We start from the raw sequence: 22,249 nt of genomic DNA, 5'->3' as shown, positions 1-22,249 counted from the left end.
TATAATGTTATATTAATGCCTTATTAAATTTTCTTCAAGTTCTTCGAGCGTTTGCCCCTTAGTTTCCTTCACTTTGATTTTTATGAACAAAAACCCTGCGAAACATATCGCCGCATAAAGGTAAAATGGCCCGTAAGCTCCCAGTATTTTCGCCAGTATCGGAAACGTAAATACCAGTATAAAGTATGCTCCCCATAACGATACAATAGCCACTGACGAGGCCACACCCCGAATTTTGTTGGGGAATATCTCTGAGATGAGTACCCACGTTACAGGTGCTAACGATATGGCGTACGTACTAATGGCCAGCAAAACAAATATGGATACCAGACCCGCCGGGAAATGGTTTTGCAGCAGAAAGGCCAGTATGATATATAATACCGATAAACCAACGGACCCATACAGCATTAACGGGCGGCGCCCAAGTTTATCAACCTGCCACATAGCCAGCAGGGTAAATACCAGGTTTACTATACCAATGGCTACCGTTTCAAACAACTGGCGGTTTAAACTGGCTCCTACCGATTCAAATATGGTCGAGGTATAATTAAACACCACATTGATACCGCAAAATTGCTGGAAAACAGCCAGTGTGATACCCACCACAACCGCCGGCCGAACGGCTTTTTCAAACACCATGGCGTATGATTGTTTGGTAGCGCCAACCAACGATTTTTCTACTGCCTTAAAGGTAGCCTCGGCAAATCCGGCCGAACCAATTTTGTTGAGTATGATCTTCGCCTTTTCAGGCTGGCCTGATTTTATAAGCCACCTTGGGCTTTCGGGCAGCCAGGTAACCCCTATTAAAAATATAGCCGAGGGCACTACACCCAATCCAAACATCCACCGCCACGAATCGGCTCCGTGGTCTGCTAAAAAGTAGTTAACCAGGTTGGTCACCAAAATACCGATAACCACCGTAAGTTGATTAATGGCAACATTCCTTCCCCTTACAGCAGCAGGCGATATCTCCGCTATGTACATCGGGCAAAGCATGGATGCCATGCCCACACCAATACCGGCTGCAAACCGCAGTACCAGGAAGTAAGTTAATGTTGGCGAAAACGCTATCCCAATGGATGATACCGCGAAGATAAATGCGGCTATCATGAGTCCCGGTTTACGGCCATACCGATCGGCAATGTTACCTGCAAGCAGGCAGCCTACTATACAGCCCAACGCCAGCGAGCCTGTTAAAAAACCTTCCCACGCGGGTGTAAGGTTAAATTGGGGGCGTAAAAATGGTAGCGCGCCCGAAATTACGGCAAAATCAAACCCAAAAAGATAACCTCCTAATGCCGAGATAAAAGAAATGCCGATAATGTAGCGGCTATTGAATGTAATGGCTTTATCTGATGTTAATGTCATGCTCCTTAAAATTAATTATTTAGTATGCAGATAAACAACTGCTCCGCCACCTTGCATCAATTTCAGGTCAAGCTTATTTTGGCGGTTAATGGTTATGGTTTTGTGTTCGTATTTTGATGCGTTCTTATCGGCATCCGCAGCATCGGTATATATATCAGCAATATAATTGGTATTGGCGGGCAAAAAGGACAGGTCGAGGTTAATATCCCTTGCATCCCAGTTGGTCATGGCGCCTAGATACCAGCTATCACCTTTCTTTTTCGCTATCGCGATATATTCGCCAACGCGGGCATCCAGCACAAGTGTTTCGTCAAAGGTGGTCGGCACCGCCGAGAGATATTTCATAATATCAGGATATTTTTCATACTCGGTTGGCGAATCGCACAGCACACCCAACGGCTGATCAAAAATTACAAACATAGCCAGCTCGTGGCAGCGAGTACCTTGTGTGGAGGGCAACCCTTGGGCAATTGGCTTAAAGTTGCTTTTCGATCTATTACGCATCGATCCCGGGGTATAATCCATCGGGCCGGCCAACATCCTGATAAAAGGAATAAGGGTATGGTGTTCAGGATTGGTAGTATAATCCCACTTAGAACATTCTTGCCCGCGCACGGCCTCGTAGTTTACAATATTAGGATAAGTACGTTCCAATCCGGTTGGCTTGCTGCAGCCATGAAAATCAACCATCAGGTGCCTTTCCGCTGCCTTTTTTGCAATCAATTCGTACCAGCCTATTGCCTGCTGATCGTCGCGGTCAAAAAAATCAACCTTAAAGCCCGCGGCGCCAATATCCTTAATGTAATTTAAACTGGCATCCAGGTCCTTCAGGATCGACGATGCCACACACCACACAAAAACACCTACTTTTTTCTGCTTCGCATGCTGTATAATAGCCCTGATATCCGACCGGCCCGTGGGTTTCCGGACATCATAGTTATCAGACCAACCCGCATCTATCAGTAAATATTCCAGCTTGTTCCTGGCAGCGAAATCAACATAATAGTTATATAATTCTGTACTGCGATGGTTCATACCCGATGGGATCGGCGCCTCCGGCAACAGGGCATCATGCCACCACTCCCAGGCCGCTTTGCCAGGCTTTATCCAATCGGTATTGTGCAAAGCTGAGGGCCGCGAAAGCTTGTAGATCAGCTGATTAGTTAACAACGTCTTGTCATCATCAGTAGCAATAACTACCCGCCAGGGGTAATTTCGCTTACCATCGGTTTTTGCGATAAAATTCATGCGGGTTTGCACAACTGATACAAAATCGCCCCAGCTGCCCATTTTGGCAAACCCGGGGTAAGCCGCCCATTGGCCTTGAAGGCTGCCATTCTTTTTTTGAATGTACATTCCCGGATAATCAAACAGATCTGCTTCGGCCACCACTACTTTCACCCCGTTTGGATAAGCGAATAATGCCGGGGTAATGGCCCGTTTCCCGTCTTTGATCTGGCTGATGGCTTTATATTGAACATACGGCAGTTCCCAGGCAGTGTAATTATCGGTTTCGGCCATAATGGCGGCAGCGGTTGGGCTAATATTAAAAGTAGCCTGCTCATTTACCACCGTTACCGGGTTGGCAAAATTTGTTACAAACCTATAAGCCCCCCCTTCGTTGTAAGCCCGGAGTACCAGTTGATAATCGCCGTTAAAGGTTAAGGTTAACTCGTTATAACAATCATCAATAGTGGCTTGCTTGCCGTTTATCGGGTGTATCAGCTTTTTTACCACCGCTTTTTTGGTGCCGGAAACCTTTGCTGCCATCCCTAATACACGGGTATCAAGCTTCATGGAAATAGCCGACGGCAATACCGCAGCAGTACCTTTATAAGTAACTGCATACGTTATACTGTCGTTTACCTTTAAATCCATTTTCAGGTTATTATCAGGCGATGTTACGGTATAATGCTGCGCAAAGGCACGGCTAATGAATGCGGAAAAAATTAAAAAAGCGAGGATAGGTTTCTTCATAACAAGCCGAACTTGAACCGGATATTTTGGTTATAGGTTTCGCCGGGGCGCAATACCGCCTGCGGAAAATTCTGGTGATTGATACTATCGGGATAATGCTGGCATTCCAGGCAAAGTGCATCAAAAGGTTTTGCCGGCTCGCCGGTATGCGTTGGTGCGGTGCTGGTTAAAAAATCGCCGGTATATAAAAAAATACCCGGGTAATCGGTATAAACCTCTAATGTACGGCCCGATGCACCATCTATTAACCTGGCCGTTGGCGTCATGGTTCCGGCACTGTTATCTTTATCGGTAACGTAGAACAGGTTTAAGCCTTTTATGCCGGCATCGCTAACCTGGAATTTATCGCTTAGCCTGTTATTATTAAAAGCTCTTGGCCCGGCCGGAATAACTGCGCCACTAACGGAATGGTCGGACCACGCGTGCAACACCAGCCCACTATTTATGGTAAGCTCATGATCTTGTATATCATGCTTAAATCCCGAAAGATTAAAATATGCATGATTGGTAAAGTTCGCTATGGTATCTTTATCTGTAGTTGCCTGGTAATTTACCAGCAACTCGTTATCGTCGTTCCAGGTGTAGGTAACCGTTAAAGCAAGGTTACCCGGGAAACCGCCATCGCCATCGGGGCTGGTAATAGCCATTTGAACGCCATTATCCGTAACCGATGATTCGAACACCCGGCAGTTTAATCCACTTTTACCGCCATGGTTACAATTTCCACCATCATTATTATCCAAATGATAAATATGACCATTAATACTAAACTTCGCTCCGCTAATTCGGTTAGCGTAACGCCCGATAGTTGAACCTATATAACAGGTATTGCTAAGATAGCCCTGCAAGCTGGGGAAGCCTACCACTACATGCCCCAAAATGTGCTGCCTGTCGGGCACTACAACAGATACCAGGGTGGCGCCATAATTGGTTAGTTCTACATACGCCCCATTGTTGTTCTGTAACCGATATAAAAATACAGGGACATTATTAAGCTGACCCCAAGAGCGGGACGAAATTTTAACAGCCATAATATATCCGTAGTGTTTTCAATACTTAACAATTAAACAACCATGTTATCATCTCAGCGTGTAAGCAGGCAGATGGGGTTTGGATATTCCCCGCTATTGGTTTTGGTAAACCTACCATGAATTGCCGTTAAAAAAAATGGATAAACTTTAAATTTTGATGGATAATATTATCATTTAACAAATGCCAAAAATATTATTACGCTCTCTTTTAATTAATAACTTAGCAACCGTAAACTGTTCGCTTATGAGTACCCTCGCCGAACCTAAGAAGCGTATAAAGGAAGGCTTTATTGGCCAAAGAATGATTGTTTTGCCACCAAATATAAAACGGGCAATAACAAGCAACGCTTTAATAAAGGATTTTTACCTTACGGCTATAGGCTATTATCCTAAAGCTGCGTATCACGACCGCGAACGGCGCAATGGCAGTAACGAGTATATTTTACTTTATTGCATTGATGGTGAAGGCCATGTTTATTTAAACGGATATGAACACAATCTTAAGCCCAACACCTTTTTTATTATTCCCCATAATGTGGCGCACCGTTACAAAAGTTCTGAAACAAACCCATGGAGTATTTATTGGGTACACTTTAGCGGCCCGAATGCCGGGCTTATCTACAACCGATCGTTAGAGAACAACTTGCCGGTTGTACAGCCGGTGCCTTACGATGCCAGCCGGATAAAATTATATGAACAGATTTACACGGTGCTTGAACACAGTTACCACGAAAAGGAAATGGAGATCGTAAATATCAACTTGCTGCACTTTATTTCGTCGTTAGTTTATTACAAACAAACTAACCCTGTTGATTATGATAACGATTTTGTGAGTAACTCCATCGCGTACATGAAAAAGCACTTGAGCGCGAAAGTGGAGGTTGAGCAGTTAGCCAGGCAGCAAGGTATATCAGCATCACATTACCTGCGGTTGTTTAAACAAAAAACAGGTACCTCGCCTATCAATTATTTCAATTTGCTAAAAATACAGACATCTTGCCAGTACCTGTATTTTACCGATCGAAGTATAAAAGAGATCTGCGCTGATATTGGTTTTGATGATCCTTATTATTTTTCGAGATTATTTTCAAAGCTTATCGGTATATCGCCCTCTAAATACCGTAAAACACATAAGCGATAACAAAAAAGCCCGCGTATTACCGGCGGGCTTTTGTATAATAAAATATTCAATTACTTAACAGGTGCAAACAGTGTTATTTCGAGCGCGTGAAAGTAATTTGTATTACCCCAGGTTTGGAATATTTTAAACCTTATATACCTCACCGGCGCACCTCCCGGCGGAAAAGTAAACGATTCGCCCTGTGCCGCAAAATTCGCATCTTCAGTCGAATTTTGCCCGGTTGGCAACCCCGACGGCTTTACAGAAGTGAAACTGGCAAGCTTTGTCCATCCGCTATAGTCGCCGTTACTGTTCGGATTGTTTGTGCCCCATATTTCAAAAACCTTTGGGTTGCCGTAGTTGTACAAACCCGAAGTTCTTTGCCAAAGTTTTAACCTTGCCAGTTCAGTAGGGTTACCCAGATCTATGGTAAACCAGATGGGGAAGTTTTGACCCGGGGTATGAAAGCCGGGCTCGTTGGTACTTTTATCCCATAGATATGGCAGTTCCCAGCCATAAGCCGAGCTTACATCTGACGGCAGATGGACAGCTGTCATTTTACTCTTGTTAACTTCAGCAATTTCATAAATGATAGGAAAATCATCCGCATCCGGCACAAAAAAATCATCGATGGCGTTTTTTACAGGAACGTAAGTCGACTGATATGTTATGGGCGTACCGAATTTAAGGTCGCTGATCATTACGGAATTGTCTTTTGCGGCAACCGTTTTCTGCCGGGCGGCGCCCGTATTATCGGTATATTTTATAACAGTGCTAACATTATTGCTATCGGCTTTAATAAAGTTGATTGATACCGACCCATCATTGTTGTAAACGTAGGGTTTAGCAGGATCAGGCGGCCTGTTTGAAAGGTTTGCGGCAAAGGCATTACCATACACCCTTACATTATCAATAGATTGACCTATTGACGAATTTCCATCCTTATCCTTAGCTATCAGCTTAAAGCTATATACATATTCCTTTAAGTTGGGGATAACCACACTGATACTGTCAGCAGGGTTTTGGGTAGTTGCCGGCACTATTGTTGAATCCATACCGTTATTCCATTTTACCACGTAATTAGATATGGTAGGATCAGGACTTGGGTGCCACACCAGTTCTACGCGTAAATTACCGGGATAATAATGCAGATTTGACGCCAGCCCGGGATACACATTCTCTTTATTTTTAAGAAAATCGGATTTATAATCCTGATCGTACCTTTTACAGCCCATCAAAGCGAGGCCCATGAACAGAACTATGATAATATTATTTGGTTGTTTCATTTTGATACTTGTTACTACAATGGGTTACCGTATAAGGATATTTCGAGAGCATTTACATAATCAAGCCCGCCCCAGGTTTCGGTACACATAAACCTGATGTATTTGGTAGCCGGTGCCGATATTGGTATCTTAAAATTAACCCCTTCAGACACGAACTTCTGGTCGGCAGCGTTTGCCTGATTAGGCGGTAAACCCGAGGGCGGGTTAGGGAATACGAAATTACCCATATTTACCCAATCGCCTACCACAGTGCCTGGTGCCGAATTTTTGGGCAGTTCTGCATCGGCCGGGTTATCTTTATCTGTGCCCCATAAGGTCATTTTCTTGATATTTTGATAAGCGTACACGCCGCCATTTATCCTTTCCCAAAGCACAAAGCGGCTAAGCTTAGCATTTACACCCAATTTAAATGTACACTGCATACGCGGAGCCGATAACGTGTGCCACCCGGGTTCGCCGGTATTGCCGTCAAAAAAATACTGCAGTTCCCAGCCATAACCAATAGGGCTGTCGCTTGGCTGGCGGTATACCGAAAACTTGCTTTTGTCGAGCATGGTCTCGAAAAGCGGCGTAAGGGTTTTATATATAGTATCAGACATGTTTCCAAACCTGTCGGTTGTATACACTCCAAACTTTCTTTCTGTGGCATCATAGCCACGCACCGAAAAATTAACCGTATCGGTACTTATGTATTGCGGCATCTCTTCTATGTATTTTTTTGCTGCTTCGTCATAAGCTATAACGTGTACAGCTATGGGCGCCTTATCGGGATTAAGTGTATAAAAATTAGCGCCGCCAAAATCAGCGGTGATATCAATGCTTGTATTTATGCGTTGATAATTTGGCGTTAGCGGGTTAACCTTTACTACAACAGGATCTGACTTAACGTTGGCACGACTAACTGCATACAGGGTAACCTCATACTCCTGGGCACGGGCAAAACCATCTGCTACAATGGTATCTACATAGTAGCTGGCCTTTGTTTCGCGGGTACGGGTGTCGTTTATTTTATAGCTTGCCAAAACGTACAACAGGTTCTTTGAATTCGGCAGTTTATAGGTTATACGGGCACTACCATTCAGGTTATCTACATGTACATCGGTAACAATGCCCGGTTTGGTTTTATCGTCAGATATCACACCAATGTTAGGCTCGCTTTTTTTACACGAGAGGCCAAGCATGATAAGCATCCCTGCTATTATGCTTACGAAAGCTATGCCCCTTAGTTTATTTATATTCTTCATATAATTCAATTTTGTTTTACCGGATATGTTATCCTACCAGTAAGGGTTTTGTGTAAGATTATCGTTTATAATAATACTGTTGGTACTAATAGGCCATAAGTAATCGCGTATGCTAAAAACGGGTTGATAAACCGTTTGCGGTCGATAAAAATTAACCGGGTTCGATTCATAAATATTCCAGCCCTGTACAGGTTTGCTTAAAACATCCTGCAACTCTTTCCATCTCCGTAAATCCCATCCACTCTGGCCTTCAAAGCAAAGCTCAATCCTGCGTTCCTGATGAATTATTTGACGCAATCCATCCTTGCTGTTAGGCTTTGCAGCGTTTTTTGCATACAACGACCAAGCTTCCTGCACTCCTTTCAGCCCGGCCCTTGCGCGCACTTTATCAATATAAGTATAAACCTCCGCCGAAGGCCCTTCGGCCTCGTTTAAAGTTTCGGCATACAGCAGGTACAGCCCCGCCAGGCGTATCAACGGTAATTTATAATCAGCCGTAGTGAATACATTGTCGTAAACAGTAAGGTAGTTGGCCAGCTTTTTTGGCCAGTAGGCCGTAGCATTGGTAGCATATAAACTTTTAGGTCCCGCAAGTGCTTCGGGGCCGCGCGCCTGGATGTAATAAGCGTCGCTTTCGTTTATTTTCCCATTGCCAAACCACACCCCACCATCAAATCCTATATTAGCATAAAACCTTCTCTCGCGACGAAAATGCAACTTAACCGTAGTGTAACCCGATTTGATGTAAGATGCATCGGCATCGCCGGCTACCTGCAGGTTATACCTGTTACTATAATCCCAGGTTTTATCTTCATTAATTGGTACGCCGTTATCCGTATAATACAGGTCAGTTGTACCGATCGGAACGGAAAAGTTTGAAGGCGCAGACGACGCCAGGCCGGTGGCCGCGCTCGTAAATCTCGGCACCGTAAAGTTTTGATACGGGAAACCATAGTTTAATGCCCATATCAGTTCGGGATTCTGTTCCCATCTATCCGTAATAAGGCCTTGTAATTTAAGCACCTCCTTCATTTTATCAGAAACGTTACCTACGCTTGCCGCCGGTACTTTGTTGTATAATTGCAGGCCTTGCGCTTCGCATTCCATTATGGCTTCTTTACAGGCATTCGCCGCTTTTTTCCACAAGGTCTCATCGTATGTTGTCGAGAACAGGTTTTTCCCATCTTTATCTTTAAATCCGGCATAGTCGGGATTGCCGTTAAACAACGGGCTTGCCTGTGTAGCCATAATCTCGGCTTTAAAGGCCATGGCTATAAATTTTGTTATGCGCCCGTACTCAAGCGTTTGGTTTTCAATAGCCGCTGGTAAATCTGGTATCGCTTCATCCATTAAGGATAGTACGTAACTGAATCCCTCATCTACCGATGATCTTTTACGTTTTATGGCGTCGGCTGAAGCATCAATGGGATTGTTATCCTTTATCAATACGATAGGCCCGTACATCCTTATCAGATAATAATGGTAAAATGCTTTCAGGAATTTTGTTTCGGCAATCCACCTCTTCTTTTCGCTTTCGCTAAGATCAATGGGTTTATCGATATTTTCAAGCATAATATTGCACCGCCTGATGGCCTGATAAATAGCGGGTATGCCATGACCGCCGTCACCATCCCAATAGTTAAGGCTTGGGCCCGAGGCTGTTTGTAAACCCTTGGGCAGGTTAAAGCCCGATTCTTCAAAAAAATGAAAATCTGTGGGGTTGGTGTAAACAATTTCTGTAGAGTAAACAAACCCCGGGCTTTTTACCACCTCGTTCAGGTGCTGCATAGTTGAGTAGCAGGTAAAAAGATAATCCTCGGTTTCGTTACGGTTCCTGAAAGTGTAATCAAGTGTAGCTACGTTATCAGGTACTATGTCCAGATACTTTTTGCACGACTGGCCCAGTAAACAAACCATGGTCAGTGCAATTATTTTAATATATGATCTCATATCGGTTACCTTTAATCGTTATAAATTGGCTAAAATACCCAGGTTAAATACTTTTTGTATCGGATACGCAAACCCGTTCCCTCCAAGTTCCGGATCCCACATCTTGAAAGGGCTCCAGGTTAACAGGTTTAAGCCATTAAAATAGATGCGCAAACTTTTAAGTTTCATTGATTTTGATAATCGAGATGGCAGTGTGTACCCAATCTCGGCCTGTTTAAGCCTCATAAAGCTACCATCCCTAAGCCACCATGTACTTGGCTGCAGGTTGTTGGTTACCGAGTTGCGCGTGGTACCCAACCTGGGGTAAAGCGCGTAAAGATTTTGATTTTCTTCAGACCAGTGGTCGTTTGCAAAATCAGAAAGCACCTGGGTATTACCGTATATGTAAGCCTCGTCGCTTGGTATGAACGGGCTCACCTTATTTGGGTTGATAAAGAATGATACCCTGGCTTGCCCCTGAAAGAAGGCGGATATATCAAACCCTTTATAAACAGTTGAGAAACCGAAACCATAAACAATTTCGGGCGTCGTCGGGTAACCGATAAACGCCTGGTCGAGGTAATCTATTTTACCATCGTTATTTAAATCCCGGTACTTAATATCACCGCCGCGTGGTAAATTGGCCGAACTGCTGCTGGCATCAAATATCTGTGTTGGGGAATTGCGCGCTTCCTGATCGTCAACAAATAGACGCTCGGCAATGTAACCATATCCGCGACTTATTGGCTGGCCGATAAAATGCCTCCATGATTCAGCGTAGTTAGGCTCAAGCAGATATTCGTACTTATTGGTTGAGTAAGTAAAGTTGCCCCTGATTGATGCCGACAGGTCCTTGCTGAATATCTGCTTATAGTCAAGCGATAGATCCACCCCTTTCGAATTAACTTTACCCAGGTTAGAACTGATACCTGCCTCTAAACCTTCTGATGACGGAATACGCGTGCCATCAAGGCTTTGCAAAATATCATAGCGGTGGTTTTTGTAAAACTCTGCAATGATATTAAAGTTCCTAAACAGCGTTGCTTCTATTGCAATATTGGTTTGCCGTGATGTTTCCCAGGTAACATTAGGATTTTCATAATTCCGTATTACTACCCCTTTGCGTTCGTATTGATTGTTTATACCAAACTGGGCATAGTTTCCGCCATCGTTCAGCAACACGTCCGATTGGTAGAAAAACCTTTGTGAGCCTATAGCGTCGTTACCCACTAAACCGTAGCTAGCACGTATTTTAAGCCTGTCGACAAAGCTAACATTCCAAAACGATTCGTTTGATGCCACCCAGGAGGCACCGATAGTTGGGAAAAAACCATACCTGTGCTGAACATTAAATCTTTCGGAACCGTTTAGCCCAAAATTTAATTCAGTAAAATACTTGCTCTTATACGAATATGTTAAACGGCCGGCCAACCCCAAGTTACGATAAGGAAGCGAATATTGTAATGTGGTAGTATTGGTACGTGGGTCAATGGCGCTTGAATATACCGTTTGCTGGGCAGTACCAATAAGTGTTGAACTGATGTTATGATCGCCAAATGCCTTATTATATTCTAAAGCGGTTTGCAGATACATAAATGTGTTGGCGTTAGGCTCGCTGCGGTTATACTGCAGATATTCAGTTGCTCCTGAACGGCCTGATGCTGCCGGTTGATTATTTATCCAGTTAAGTTTATAGTCCTCGCTTGTTTTGTCAATTGAATAATAAAAAGGGTTGTAAGCAAGTTGCGACTGAAAATACGAATAGCGGTTTGTGCTAAAGATGCTTTTAAACTTCAATCCATCGGTAATGAACCTTAGGTCCTGATTGAGTTCAAATTGAGCAGACATCCTCGATTCTGACGAATTTTTATGTCCCCGTAATAAATTAGCGTAAGGATTGTTATAAAGCACGCTGTTATCATTGTTTGAGGTTGCAGTAGCTACGTTACCAAACAAAATATGCTGGGCGTTGGCATTAGCCGCATCGGGCTCAAAATAAGCCGGAAATAGCACAGGGCTGGTGTGTATCGCTACATTGTATAAATCAGAAGCGAAAGAACCATCGGTTGTAACGGGGCCATTATACTCGTTAAACAGCCCGGACAACCTGACAACCACTTCGGTAGTAGGCGTTACGTTAACATTAACATTGGCACGTAACTGATAGTTCCTGAATTTAACATTGTTATTATTGTTGTTGCGGATATCTTCGTTTAAAACACCGTTGTCCAAATTATAAGCACCGGCTATATAATAGCGCGCGGCCTTACCACCACCGCTTATATTAAGATTATTACGTTGTGTGCTGGCCCGTTTTTTAAACAACAGGCCCAGCCAGTCTACCGCCGGGTACAAATACGGGTTGTATCCGGGGGCTTTGTCCAGCGTAGCCTTAACCCCGTTAATATCAGTTTGGGTAAAAGGCAGCGGCAACCGCGGGTCTCGGGTTAACGATGCCTCGTTATACAAGGTCATGTATTGTATTGGATCAACCAAATTAAGTGTTTGGGTTGACTGCGAGGTGGAATATTCAGACCTGAAGCTGACATTTACAGGCCCCTCTTTCCCCTCTTTTGTGCTTACCAAAATAACACCGTTTGCGCCCCGCGCACCATATAAAGCTGTAGCGCTGGCATCTTTCAGGATCGAAAAACTTGCTATATCATCAACATTAAGTCGTGCAAGGTCATTGGCCGACAGTTCCACGTTATCAATCAATATAAGTGGGTCGCGTTTATAACCAAAGGTTGTTACCCCCCTTATGAAAAACTGCGCGTTATCCTGCCCTGGTTGCCCGCTGGGCTGATACGCGATAACGCCTGCAGCCTGGCCAGCTAAGGCGCTGGTGAGGTTACTCGCCGGTATTTTAAGTTCGGCAGGCTTAACAGAAGTAACCGAGCCTACAATAGCCTCCTTTCGTTCTTTTTTACCAAAGGCTGTAATAACTACCTCGTCGGTTATTAGTTTCTGCTCCTTAAGAACAATCGTAAGCGATCTGTTTTCGGACGTTACGGTTACCTGCTGCGCAACGAAGCCGACAAAAGAAATACGGAGCACTGTTCCAGGCGTTACGTCTAAAACAAAACGGCCGTTCTCATCGGCGGATGTCGCAACATTTTTTATACCTTCTGCAACAATACTGGCACCAGGTAATTTAATACCAAGGGTATCAGTAACCTTACCCGTTACGGTAATTTTTGATTGTGACCAGGCATTACTAAATACCAACATCAGCAACAGCAGCATTGCCAGCCCCGTTACCGGCATACCGGCATAACGATTATTGCTTTTTGCAGGTATTTCACTGTATGTAAAGTTTAGCTTCATAAAATTAGGTTCATATATATTATCGTGTTAATTGGTTCGTATTAGTTACCGTATAAGCATTTTGGGCTGCTGTGTAAGCATAGGTATGTCCCTGCAGTTATTTTTGTTAACTACTAAATCATTCACCCCGAATGTCAGTGTTATGTTTCCCTGCTTTTTAAAATGATAGCCTATATTATCATTTATCGTTGCAGGTATGATAGATTTTCAGGCAATTATAACCTAAGTATATTGCCCGTACGAATACAGCACTTGTTGGCTTGTAATGCAGCGTAATTTTCGTTCATGCTTATCAGGGTTTAAACTTTACAATTGGTATTGTAAATGTATAGGGCGGTGCCAAAATTAAAAATGGATAAAACCTATAAAAAGATGGATAATATTATCAATAAGATATATAGCTATTAAATATATCCGGCTATATTTAACATACACAGCCACTACACTACACCCGTATCAATAAAGCGTTAACCGTGGAATTAGAAATACATTTGTGTAACAGTATCCGTTAGCGAAGTGAACGGCCATTACAGAGTTACTTGAACGGTTGTCAAGTAAGGGTTAATACAGTAAAAATAATGATAGTGTAACCCCACTTATCAGTAGAGGTTACACTACCCTACTCGATACTATTTTAGCGCCACTTTAGTGAATATATGATATTCACCGGGTGCCAATGTTGCATTATAATTGTTTGAAGATAAGGTTACGCTGCCGTTGCCCGAAGCATCTATCCATGAACCTGAACTTCCAAAATCAATGTTTGCGGTTTGGCCCACAACATCAAAGTTTCCCACTACCACAACGGTGTTACCGGCATCAGTTAGTTTAATATATTTTACAGCATTGGTTAAGTTATAAGTGGAGCTTGTGGTGCTGAATATGGCGTTATTCCTTTTTAGCTTAATAAACTTCGCGTAAGCGTCGTAAAGCGCTTTTCTCTGCGGGTCGGCATAGTATTCCCACTTAATAGGCTTATCACCCGTACGGCCGTTAAAATCGATGCTGGTATCATATCCCAGTTCACCAAACTGCCAAACCATTTTGGGCCCGGGCACGCTAAATAAAAACGCCGCGGCAAGTTCCTCGCGTTTAAGCGATGTAGCCAGATTATTTTTGATAACATAGCTTCCCGACGCGTTACCATAAGATATATTTTTGAAGTTCAACCGCTCTTCGTCATGGCTTTCACCGTAGGTTACCAGGTTCTCTGAGCCCGAAAATCCATGCCTGCCATAAAATGCCCATGAAAAATCAGAATTGCCTAACCAGCCCATAGTAGCCTCGTTCAGGTTGTAATTTACATTATTCCAAAGCATCATGCCTTCGCCGGCCAACACCTGCTCTTCTGATTCTTCTGCAAAATGCTCCAAAATCACGTAAAAATTATTGGGATCGATGCTTTTAATATAATTGTTGTAATCCTTCCATATCGCTATCCTGCCGGCATCATATTTTCTAAATCCCTCGTCATCTACTGATGCGGTTTGTGTGAAACCTTTCGACAGGTCGAACCTATACCCATCTATGTGATACTGCTGCATCCAAAATTTCATCACGTTCTTTGCGAAATATTTTGTAGCCGCACTTTCGTGATTAAAATCATATCCAACATTAAACGGATGTTTGGGGTCAACATTAAACCACGGGCTTTCCGCGGTGGGCTTAGCGCCGTCAAAATACAGTTGTACCATGGGCGACTGGCCAAACGAGTGGTTCAGAACCATATCCATTATTACTGCTATGCCTTTACCGTGGCACTCATCAATAAAATTTTGCAGCGCCACTTTAGTACCATAATATTTATCTGGTGCAAAATAAAACGACGGGTTATATCCCCAGCTTAGGTTGCCTTCAAATTCAGTTACCGGCATTAGCTCTATAGCATTTATGCCCAGGGCGCTAAGGTAATCAAGCTTTTGCAGCGTAGAAGCGTAAGTATGCTCGCTGGTAAAGTCGCGAATAAGTAATTCGTAAATCACCAGGTTATTTTTCTCCGGGCGCTTAAACGATGTGTTTTTCCAGGTATAGATTGTCTGGTCGGCCTGCATTACGCTTACTATACCGGTTGTTTTACCAGTTGGGTAAGCTTTTAGGTTTGGGTACACAGTCGCTGTTATATAGGGATCGTTTGCCGGGTCCAGAACTTTTTCGCAGTAAGGGTCGGCAACTTTTAGTTTACCATCAACTAAAAACTGATAGGCATACTCCTTTTTCGGATCCAGATTATTTACCTGTACCCACCAGGTATTGCCGTCGCTGGTTTTTTCCATCGCGTTTGCCGTTGCAGACCAGTTATTGAATTCGCCGATCAACGATACCGACTTTTTGCCGGGCGCATACAGGGTCACTATTGCCGACGTGCCGTTATTTATAAAGGCGACTCCATCCTTTGCCCCCGCCGGAAGATTGGTTGAAGGCGGATCTACAATAGGATCCGGCCCTTTTTCAATACCCGACTTTTTGCAGGCAGAGCCTAAAGCAGTTATAAACAGCAATATGTAAATTACTTTTTTCATGTTCTTATAATCATAGCGCTGTTTTAACAGGCTTGTAAATAGTCAATTATGTGTTTAAAGCGATCTGTTTTCTTCTATCTCCAGTCTTGAAGTGAGCACCGCGTCGGTGTTTTTCGGTTCCTTTATCAGTATATAACATAATACTGCTGCTAGTATCATTAATACCCCGCCAAGTTGAACTGCAAGGATCCTGTCGTTATTTAAAATGTTTTTCATGAGCCACCCAAACCCTAACGAAGCAATTATCTCAGGTAAAACAATAAAGAAATTAAAGATGCCCATATAAACACCTATTTTATCTTTAGGTAACGATCCGCTTAACATGGCATACGGCATAGAAAGTATACTGGCCCAGGCAATGCCAACGCCCGTCATGCATAAAAAAAGCATGTTCTTATCATGAACCCACGCTACGCTAATGATACCTAAAGCGCCGCAGGCAAGGCATAAAGCATGTGTTGCCTTGCGGCCCAGCAAATCGGCTATTTTGGGCAAAATAAGGGCAAATAAAAATGTTACCACACTGTAATAAGCAAGCGTTAAACTGCCAAAATCGGCACCCGCAGCATACACCGGGTCGCTTGCATCCTTACCACCGAAAACGTTAACTGCTACGGCTGTGGTGTAATAAAACCACAATAAAAACAAGCCGGGCCAGGTAAAAAACTGAATAAGCGATACTATTTTCATCCGGCGTGGCATATCAGCCAAAGCGCCAAAAATTTCTTTTATTCCACCGGCCAAGCCAGTTTTATTTTTTGTTTTGTCTTTATCTGCATCTTGCGGCGGATATTCTTTACTCGTAAAAATGGTCCATAACACCGATGCGAAAAAGAAAAACGCGCCTATATAAAATGATAGCTTTACGTTTTCGGGGATATTACCTTTTTCGGCTGTATTGGTTAAATGAAAAACGTTATTCATCAGCCATGGTAACGATGACGCTATACTACCACCCAAACCTATCATCATGCTTTGCATAATAAAACCGCGGTTAACCTGGCTATCAGGCAGCTTATCGGTAACAAAAGCACGGAAAGGTTCCATCGTTATATTGCCGAAAACATCAAGCACCCAAAGCAAGCCGGCTGCCATCCACAAAGCGCTGCTATGTGGCATAAATATCAAGGCGATGCTGCTCACAAGCGCCCCTACAAAAAAGTAAGGCCTTCTGCGGCCCCATGTAGGGTGCCAGGTACGGTCGCTTAGGTAACCGATGACAGGCTGTACCAGCAGACCTGTTAACGGCGCTGCCAAAAAAAGCAGGGGAACCTGGTCCGGGTTGGCACCCAGATTTTCATAGATACGTGCCATATTAGCACGCTGCAAATCCCAGCCAAACTGGATGCCAAAGAAACCCACACTCATATTAATGATCTGCGTAATGGTTAATTTGGGGTTTTCAAATACACTCTTTAGGGTCATCTTCTCTGGTTTATTTCTTGTCGCTTTCGGCGTTTAAAATGCTATGATCTGTGCCGATACCGGTTTCACTTTAATGGCAATGCCGCCGCCTTTTACAGGATTTAATTGTTTACCTGTTAACAGATCAACAGCTGCTGCAGTTGGTTTCAGTTTCAATATATCCGCCGGGATTTCAATAGCTGTATCAAGTGTATGCGCGCGGTCAAAATTGGCCACGATAAGCAAACGCTGTTTTGCCGTATAACGGATAAACGCGAACATGCGGTTATCTGCGCCGGAGTTTATAGGCACTTCGCAAACTTTACCACTAACAATTGCGTTGCTTTGTGTGGCAATGTTGAGCAGCCGTTTATAATAAGCCCTGAGGGTTCGCCCGGCCGCGCTCAAGTGTTTACCGTCAAAAGCGCCATTATTCATCCATTGCTGATGATTAGGCACACCCCAATAATCAAATATTGTAGTACGGTTATCTTCGCCGCCAAACCCCTCAACGCCCTTGCCGGGTTCTCCTACTTCCTGGCCAAAATACAGCATCACCGGACCGCCGCTCAACGTTGCGGAAACAACCATTGCGGGTAAGGCCAGTTCGGCGCGGCCTGCAAATCCTGCCGAGGCAATACGTTCCTCATCATGATTTTCGAGAAAGCGGAGCATATGGTCGCCCAGATGGTCGGTTTGATCTTGTAACGACTGCCTGATATCTTTAACATCTGCCGATGGTTCGTTTTTGATCAGCCTTTTAAGGCCATCGTAAAGCCCAACTTTATCATATAAATAATCAAACTTACCTACGGTCAAATACTGTTCATAGGCCGCGGGGTTGTAAGCCTCGCCGATAAATATCAAGGAAGGATGCGTTTTTTTTACCTGCGGGATAACCCAGCTCCAAAACTCCACGGGCACCATTTCGGCCACATCACAACGAAAACCGTCAACGCCTTTGTTTGCCCAGTAATTTAAAATATCACGCATTTTCAGCCATACCTGCGGAATGGGATCGAAATATTTTTTTTCGCCGTTTTGGTAATCAACACCATAATTCAGTTTTATAGTTTCATACCAATCGTCAATCTTAGGCTGCGCGTTAAAAACATTATTGCCGGTTACTTTGGCGGGATCTTCGTTGAACTTTCCATCCTGTAATACCGAAATAGCGCTTTGCTTATGTTTAGTTTCTGGCACCAAAAAATGCTGGCCGGGCAAATAGTAATAATCGTTTTTTGTACTGAAGCTTTTGGTCAGGTCGTCCCCTGCACCAAAATCTGTCACGGAATCCGGTTTTGCGTATGAATGATATTCGCGCGCAACGTGATTAGGGACAAAATCAATCAATACTTTTAAGTTTTTGGCGTGCGTGCGTTTTATCAGCGCTTCAAACTCCTTCATCCGGTTTTTCACATTAACCGCCAGGTCGGGGTCAACGTCGTAATAATCGCGAATGGCATATGGCGACCCAGCGCGGCCTTTAACCACATCTGCATCGTTTACCTTAATACCGTATGCGCTGTAATCGGTGAGGCTTGCATGAGCCAGTACACCAGTGTACCATACGTAGTTAACATGAAGTTCTTTTAAACCATCCAGCGCTCGGCCGGTAATGTCGTTAAACTTCCCACAACCATTTTGACTGATGGTACCGTATGGAATATTCGCCGTTTTTTTATTGCCAAACAACCGTGACAACAACTGGTATATTACCACCTTTTGTTTAGGCGGTGCCGTAGTTTGTGACCGGCCGATGGCTGAAAACGACATCAGCAATATGATAACTAAAAAACAATCTAAGCGCCGCACGGTGGTAAACGTAATCCCGCGGGCTACTTTGCAGAAAGCTGCCCCCGCTATTAAGCTTTGGCGTTTATTCATTCCGTAATTGTTTTTATACTTGTTTATCATGCTAATTCCTTGTAAGTTGCTTCTAACAGGCTGTAGCCGGCCAATGTAAATTGCTGGTTCTTTACCGTTATTTCAAGGTTGATAGCGGTGTTGTTTTTTATGCTGATCTCACTTTCGGTTATTTTAACATTCAATACAGTACCCCTGAAACCTATAGTGAATGAAAAAGACTGCCACTTGCCCGGTAAAAACGGGTTAAACTGCAGTTTCCCATCCCGTACGCGCATTCCGGCAAAACCTTCTACCACACTCATCCAGGTTCCGGCCATTGAGGTTATATGCAGGCCGTCTTCGGTATCGTTATTATAATCATCCAAATCAAGGCGGGCGGTGCGTAAATAAAACTCATATGCGCGTGCTTCATCATTTAAGCGGGCCGCCAGTATGCTGTGCACGCAGGGCGAAAGCGAACTTTCATGAACTGTGCGCGGTTCATAAAAATCAAAATTGCGTTTTATGGTGTCGGTATCGTATTCATCTTCAAAAAAATACAGCCCCTGCAATACATCCGCCTGCTTAATATAGCATGATCTCAGTATCCTATCCCAGCTCCACTTTTGATTGATAGGCCGCTGGCTGGCTGGCAAATCCTTAACCAGTATCTGTTCCTTATCTAAATAGCCATCCTGTTGCAGAAATATTCCTTTTTCATCGTCAACCGGGTAATACATTTTATCGATAATTTGAGCCCAGTCGTTAAATTCGTTTTCGCCCAGGCTTAATTTATTTATCAGCGCCAGGTATTTTTCGGGCTGCGCGGCTTCAACAATTCCCGCGGCTTCGATAGCATATTTCATGCACCAGGCGGCCAACAAGTTGGTGTACCAGTTGTTGTTTACATTGTTTTCGTACTCATTGGGCCCGGTAACACCTAAAATCACATACTGCTTTTTAGCATCGCTCCAGTTTACACGCTGTTTCCAAAAACGGGCTATGCCAACCAATACTTCCAGGCCGTAATCGTATAAATAGCTTTCGTCGCCGGTGTAACGTATGTAGTTAAAAATCGCGTAAGCTATTGCGCCGTTCCGGTGTATTTCCTCAAAAGTGATTTCCCATTCGTTATGGCACTCTTCGCCATTAATGGTAACCATCGGGTATAGGGCAGCGCCTTTATCAAAACCAAGTTTGGCAGCGTTTTCAATTGCTTTATCCAATTGTTTATACCGATATATTAAAAGGTTTTTGCTCACCTGCTGAGGCGCCGTAGCCAGGTAAAATGGTACGCAGTATGCCTCGGTATCCCAGTAGGTAGAGCCACCGTATTTTTCGCCGGTAAAGCCTTTTGGGCCTATATTCAGCCGGCTATCCTTACCCGTGTACGTTTGAAAAAGCTGGAAAATATTAAAACGGATGGCCTGCTGCGCTGCGACGTCGCCCTCAATTACGATATCACTTTCCTCCCACTTAGCCGCCCATGCTTCTGCCTGCTGTTGCAAAAGCACATCAAAGCCTTTCTGGGCCGCCGCTTTGACCACAGCCTGCGTTTGCTGTAAAATATCTGCTTTGGTATGGTTTTCTGATGAAAGATTGGCGGCGATCTTCACCAGCGTTATCTCTTCCCCGGCGCTTACATCTAACGTAAATTGATGCCCTACGTATTTGTCTTTAATTATATGCTCTGGCGCGATATCCTCGCTTGTGCCGTTACGGTAAACTTCGATGCTGCTTCCTGTGCAAACTTCGAATCCGGTTTTTTTGGTGCGTAGTGTTAAAAACGCTTCGGTGCCGCTGATTTTATCATTTACAGCTTCCCAAAACTTTTCATCGTAGTTGCTGTCTTGATTCTTTACATCACCGTCAATAAAGGGCAGTAAGGTTAATTTACCGTCAAAATTCAGCGGGGTAACGGTATACCGGATAGCGCCCACCTCATCGTCAACAATGCTGCAAAAGCGCGTTGATGTTACCTTTAGTGTTTTCCCGCTTTTTAGCGTAGCAGTAAAGGAGCGTTCCAAATAGCCCGCGTGCATATTTAAAACACGTTTAAAATCTGTAACGCTGCAAGTGGCCAGGTCAAGTGTTTCATCGTCTATCTTTACCTCGATGCCTATCCAGTTTGCGGCGTTAAGCACCTTGGCAAAATATTCAGGGTACCCGTTTTTCCACCAGCCGACGCGTGTTTTATCGGGATAGTAAATACCTGCCACGTAATTTCCGGGGAGCGTTTCACCCGTATAAGTTTCCTCAAAATTGGCGCGCTGGCCCATACGGCCATTACCCAAACTGAAAATACTCTCTGATATTTTGTTCAGATGCGGATCAAAGCCCTCTTCAATTATATTCCACTCGTGTGGCTTAATATAGTTCTTCATGTTGTATTCGTACTGTGTTGATTGATAGAGGTATCGGTTAATGCGTTTACCTTTTTCACACAAGTATATCAATTAGTTGATTATTGCCTTCTTTTTTTGGCTACAATCGCTTTAAATCTTGTGATGTTAATTTGTCCAAGCCGCTCACCACCATATCAGCACGGGTGAGCACGTTTTTATTTCCAATACCAATAGCTTTCATGCCGCCCCTTTTCGCAGCTTCGATACCTGCAACCGCATCTTCAAAAACAACACACTGATTTGGTGCCACACCTAACAGTTCTGCACCCTTTAAAAACACTTCAGGATCAGGTTTTGAGGCAGATACCAGGTTACCGTCAACGATGGCATCAAAAAAATGGGCAAGGTTAGTCTTCTCGAGTATGATCCCAGAGTTTTTACTGGCAGATCCTAAAGCCACCAGATACCCATCTTTGCGTACAGATGTCAAAAAATCCACCGTGCCGGCCAATACCTCAGCAGGCGTCATATGGCTGATCATATCTACGTACCAGTTATTTTTCAGGGTAGCCAGTTCCAGTTTCTCGGCTTCCGATTTTTCTACATTGCCCCATGCCAGTATCCGGTTAAGGCTCTCTGCCCTGCTGATGCCCTTCAGGTGCTCGTTCTGCTCTTCGGTAAAATCAAACCCAAGTGAATTTGCCAGGCGTTTCCATGCTTTGTAATGATAAACTGCGGTATCTACCAACACACCATCCAGGTCAAAAAGGCAAGCTTTAATACTGGCTGCTGTGTTTGTTGGGTTAACTGTATTCTGCATTTTATATTTGGTTCCTCAATCCGCGAAAATC

13 protein-coding genes are annotated in these 22,249 nt (G+C 43.8%); 1 reads left to right on the top strand and 12 read right to left on the bottom strand.

Annotation, left to right across the window (positions count from 1 at the left end):
* Window positions 1-12: 12 nt before the first annotated feature.
* Genes GWR56_RS15360 through GWR56_RS15350 form a run of 3 tightly spaced genes read right to left on the bottom strand, consistent with a single transcriptional unit; the run spans window position 13 to window position 4,376 of the window.
* Complete coding sequence (locus GWR56_RS15360; RefSeq protein ID WP_162432103.1) at window positions 13-1,368, bottom strand: sugar porter family MFS transporter; 1,356 nt, start codon at window positions 1,366-1,368, stop codon at window positions 13-15.
* Between the two features lie 15 nt (window positions 1,369-1,383).
* A complete protein-coding gene (locus GWR56_RS15355; protein WP_162432102.1) occupies window positions 1,384-3,345 on the bottom strand; it encodes a glycoside hydrolase family 97 protein in 1,962 nt (653 codons plus the stop codon).
* Window positions 3,342-4,376 (bottom strand): aldose epimerase family protein, encoded by a 1,035-nt coding sequence (locus GWR56_RS15350; RefSeq protein WP_162432101.1) that lies wholly within the window; start codon window positions 4,374-4,376, stop codon window positions 3,342-3,344. Before GWR56_RS15350 ends, GWR56_RS15355 begins: the two co-directional genes overlap by 4 nt.
* 244 nt (window positions 4,377-4,620) lie before the next feature.
* Between GWR56_RS15350 and GWR56_RS15345 the strand changes: the two genes are divergently transcribed.
* Window positions 4,621-5,517 (top strand): AraC family transcriptional regulator, encoded by an 897-nt coding sequence (locus GWR56_RS15345; protein WP_162432100.1) that lies wholly within the window; start codon window positions 4,621-4,623, stop codon window positions 5,515-5,517.
* 50 nt (window positions 5,518-5,567) lie between these two features.
* Here GWR56_RS15345 and GWR56_RS15340 read toward each other — a convergent pair whose 3' ends face one another.
* From GWR56_RS15340 to pgmB, 9 genes are all read right to left on the bottom strand, one after another.
* Window positions 5,568-6,782, bottom strand: coding sequence for a DUF4998 domain-containing protein (locus GWR56_RS15340; protein WP_162432099.1), 1,215 nt, complete (start codon window positions 6,780-6,782; stop codon window positions 5,568-5,570).
* A gap of 14 nt (window positions 6,783-6,796) precedes the next feature.
* Entirely contained in the window at window positions 6,797-8,026 is a 1,230-nt protein-coding gene (locus GWR56_RS15335) for a DUF4959 domain-containing protein (protein ID WP_162432098.1), read from the bottom strand.
* A 33-nt stretch (window positions 8,027-8,059) separates the two neighbouring features.
* On the bottom strand, window positions 8,060-9,976 hold the full coding sequence (locus tag GWR56_RS15330) for a RagB/SusD family nutrient uptake outer membrane protein (protein ID WP_162432097.1): 1,917 nt from the start codon (window positions 9,974-9,976) through the stop codon (window positions 8,060-8,062).
* Between the two features lie 18 nt (window positions 9,977-9,994).
* On the bottom strand, window positions 9,995-13,282 hold the full coding sequence (locus GWR56_RS15325; protein ID WP_238395247.1) for a TonB-dependent receptor: 3,288 nt from the start codon (window positions 13,280-13,282) through the stop codon (window positions 9,995-9,997).
* 629 nt (window positions 13,283-13,911) lie between these two features.
* Window positions 13,912-15,801: an alpha-amylase family glycosyl hydrolase gene (locus GWR56_RS15320; RefSeq protein ID WP_162432096.1), complete on the bottom strand. Its 1,890-nt coding sequence runs from the start codon at window positions 15,799-15,801 to the stop codon at window positions 13,912-13,914.
* Window positions 15,802-15,855: 54 nt separating this feature from the next.
* Window positions 15,856-17,226, bottom strand: coding sequence for an MFS transporter (locus GWR56_RS15315; protein ID WP_162432095.1), 1,371 nt, complete (start codon window positions 17,224-17,226; stop codon window positions 15,856-15,858).
* A 33-nt stretch (window positions 17,227-17,259) separates the two neighbouring features.
* On the bottom strand, window positions 17,260-19,122 hold the full coding sequence (locus GWR56_RS15310; RefSeq protein WP_238395246.1) for an alpha-amylase family protein: 1,863 nt from the start codon (window positions 19,120-19,122) through the stop codon (window positions 17,260-17,262).
* Window positions 19,119-21,437: a glycoside hydrolase family 65 protein gene (locus GWR56_RS15305; protein ID WP_162432094.1), complete on the bottom strand. Its 2,319-nt coding sequence runs from the start codon at window positions 21,435-21,437 to the stop codon at window positions 19,119-19,121. Before GWR56_RS15305 ends, GWR56_RS15310 begins: the two co-directional genes overlap by 4 nt.
* Before the next feature lie 100 nt (window positions 21,438-21,537).
* Window positions 21,538-22,218: a beta-phosphoglucomutase gene (pgmB, locus tag GWR56_RS15300; protein WP_162432093.1), complete on the bottom strand. Its 681-nt coding sequence runs from the start codon at window positions 22,216-22,218 to the stop codon at window positions 21,538-21,540.
* Between the last annotated feature and the right edge of the window lie 31 nt (window positions 22,219-22,249).

It is taken from the genome of Mucilaginibacter sp. 14171R-50, from assembly GCF_010093045.1.
Taxonomy (GTDB): Bacteria; Bacteroidota; Bacteroidia; order Sphingobacteriales; family Sphingobacteriaceae; genus Mucilaginibacter.
This window is presented reverse-complemented; position numbering and strand designations above follow the sequence as displayed.

Coding starts and splice junctions, on each gene's coding strand:
- GWR56_RS15315 (WP_162432095.1), bottom strand. CDS start 17,226: ATGACCCTAAAGAGTGTATTTGAAAACCCCAAATTAACCATTACGCAG.
- GWR56_RS15320 (WP_162432096.1), bottom strand. CDS start 15,801: ATGAAAAAAGTAATTTACATATTGCTGTTTATAACTGCTTTAGGCTCT.
- GWR56_RS15310 (WP_238395246.1), bottom strand. CDS start 19,122: ATGATAAACAAGTATAAAAACAATTACGGAATGAATAAACGCCAAAGC.
- GWR56_RS15335 (WP_162432098.1), bottom strand. CDS start 8,026: ATGAAGAATATAAATAAACTAAGGGGCATAGCTTTCGTAAGCATAATA.
- GWR56_RS15350 (WP_162432101.1), bottom strand. CDS start 4,376: ATGGCTGTTAAAATTTCGTCCCGCTCTTGGGGTCAGCTTAATAATGTC.
- pgmB (WP_162432093.1), bottom strand. CDS start 22,218: ATGCAGAATACAGTTAACCCAACAAACACAGCAGCCAGTATTAAAGCT.
- GWR56_RS15330 (WP_162432097.1), bottom strand. CDS start 9,976: ATGAGATCATATATTAAAATAATTGCACTGACCATGGTTTGTTTACTG.
- GWR56_RS15340 (WP_162432099.1), bottom strand. CDS start 6,782: ATGAAACAACCAAATAATATTATCATAGTTCTGTTCATGGGCCTCGCT.
- GWR56_RS15355 (WP_162432102.1), bottom strand. CDS start 3,345: ATGAAGAAACCTATCCTCGCTTTTTTAATTTTTTCCGCATTCATTAGC.
- GWR56_RS15305 (WP_162432094.1), bottom strand. CDS start 21,437: ATGAAGAACTATATTAAGCCACACGAGTGGAATATAATTGAAGAGGGC.
- GWR56_RS15345 (WP_162432100.1), top strand. CDS start 4,621: ATGAGTACCCTCGCCGAACCTAAGAAGCGTATAAAGGAAGGCTTTATT.
- GWR56_RS15325 (WP_238395247.1), bottom strand. CDS start 13,282: ATGAAGCTAAACTTTACATACAGTGAAATACCTGCAAAAAGCAATAAT.
- GWR56_RS15360 (WP_162432103.1), bottom strand. CDS start 1,368: ATGACATTAACATCAGATAAAGCCATTACATTCAATAGCCGCTACATT.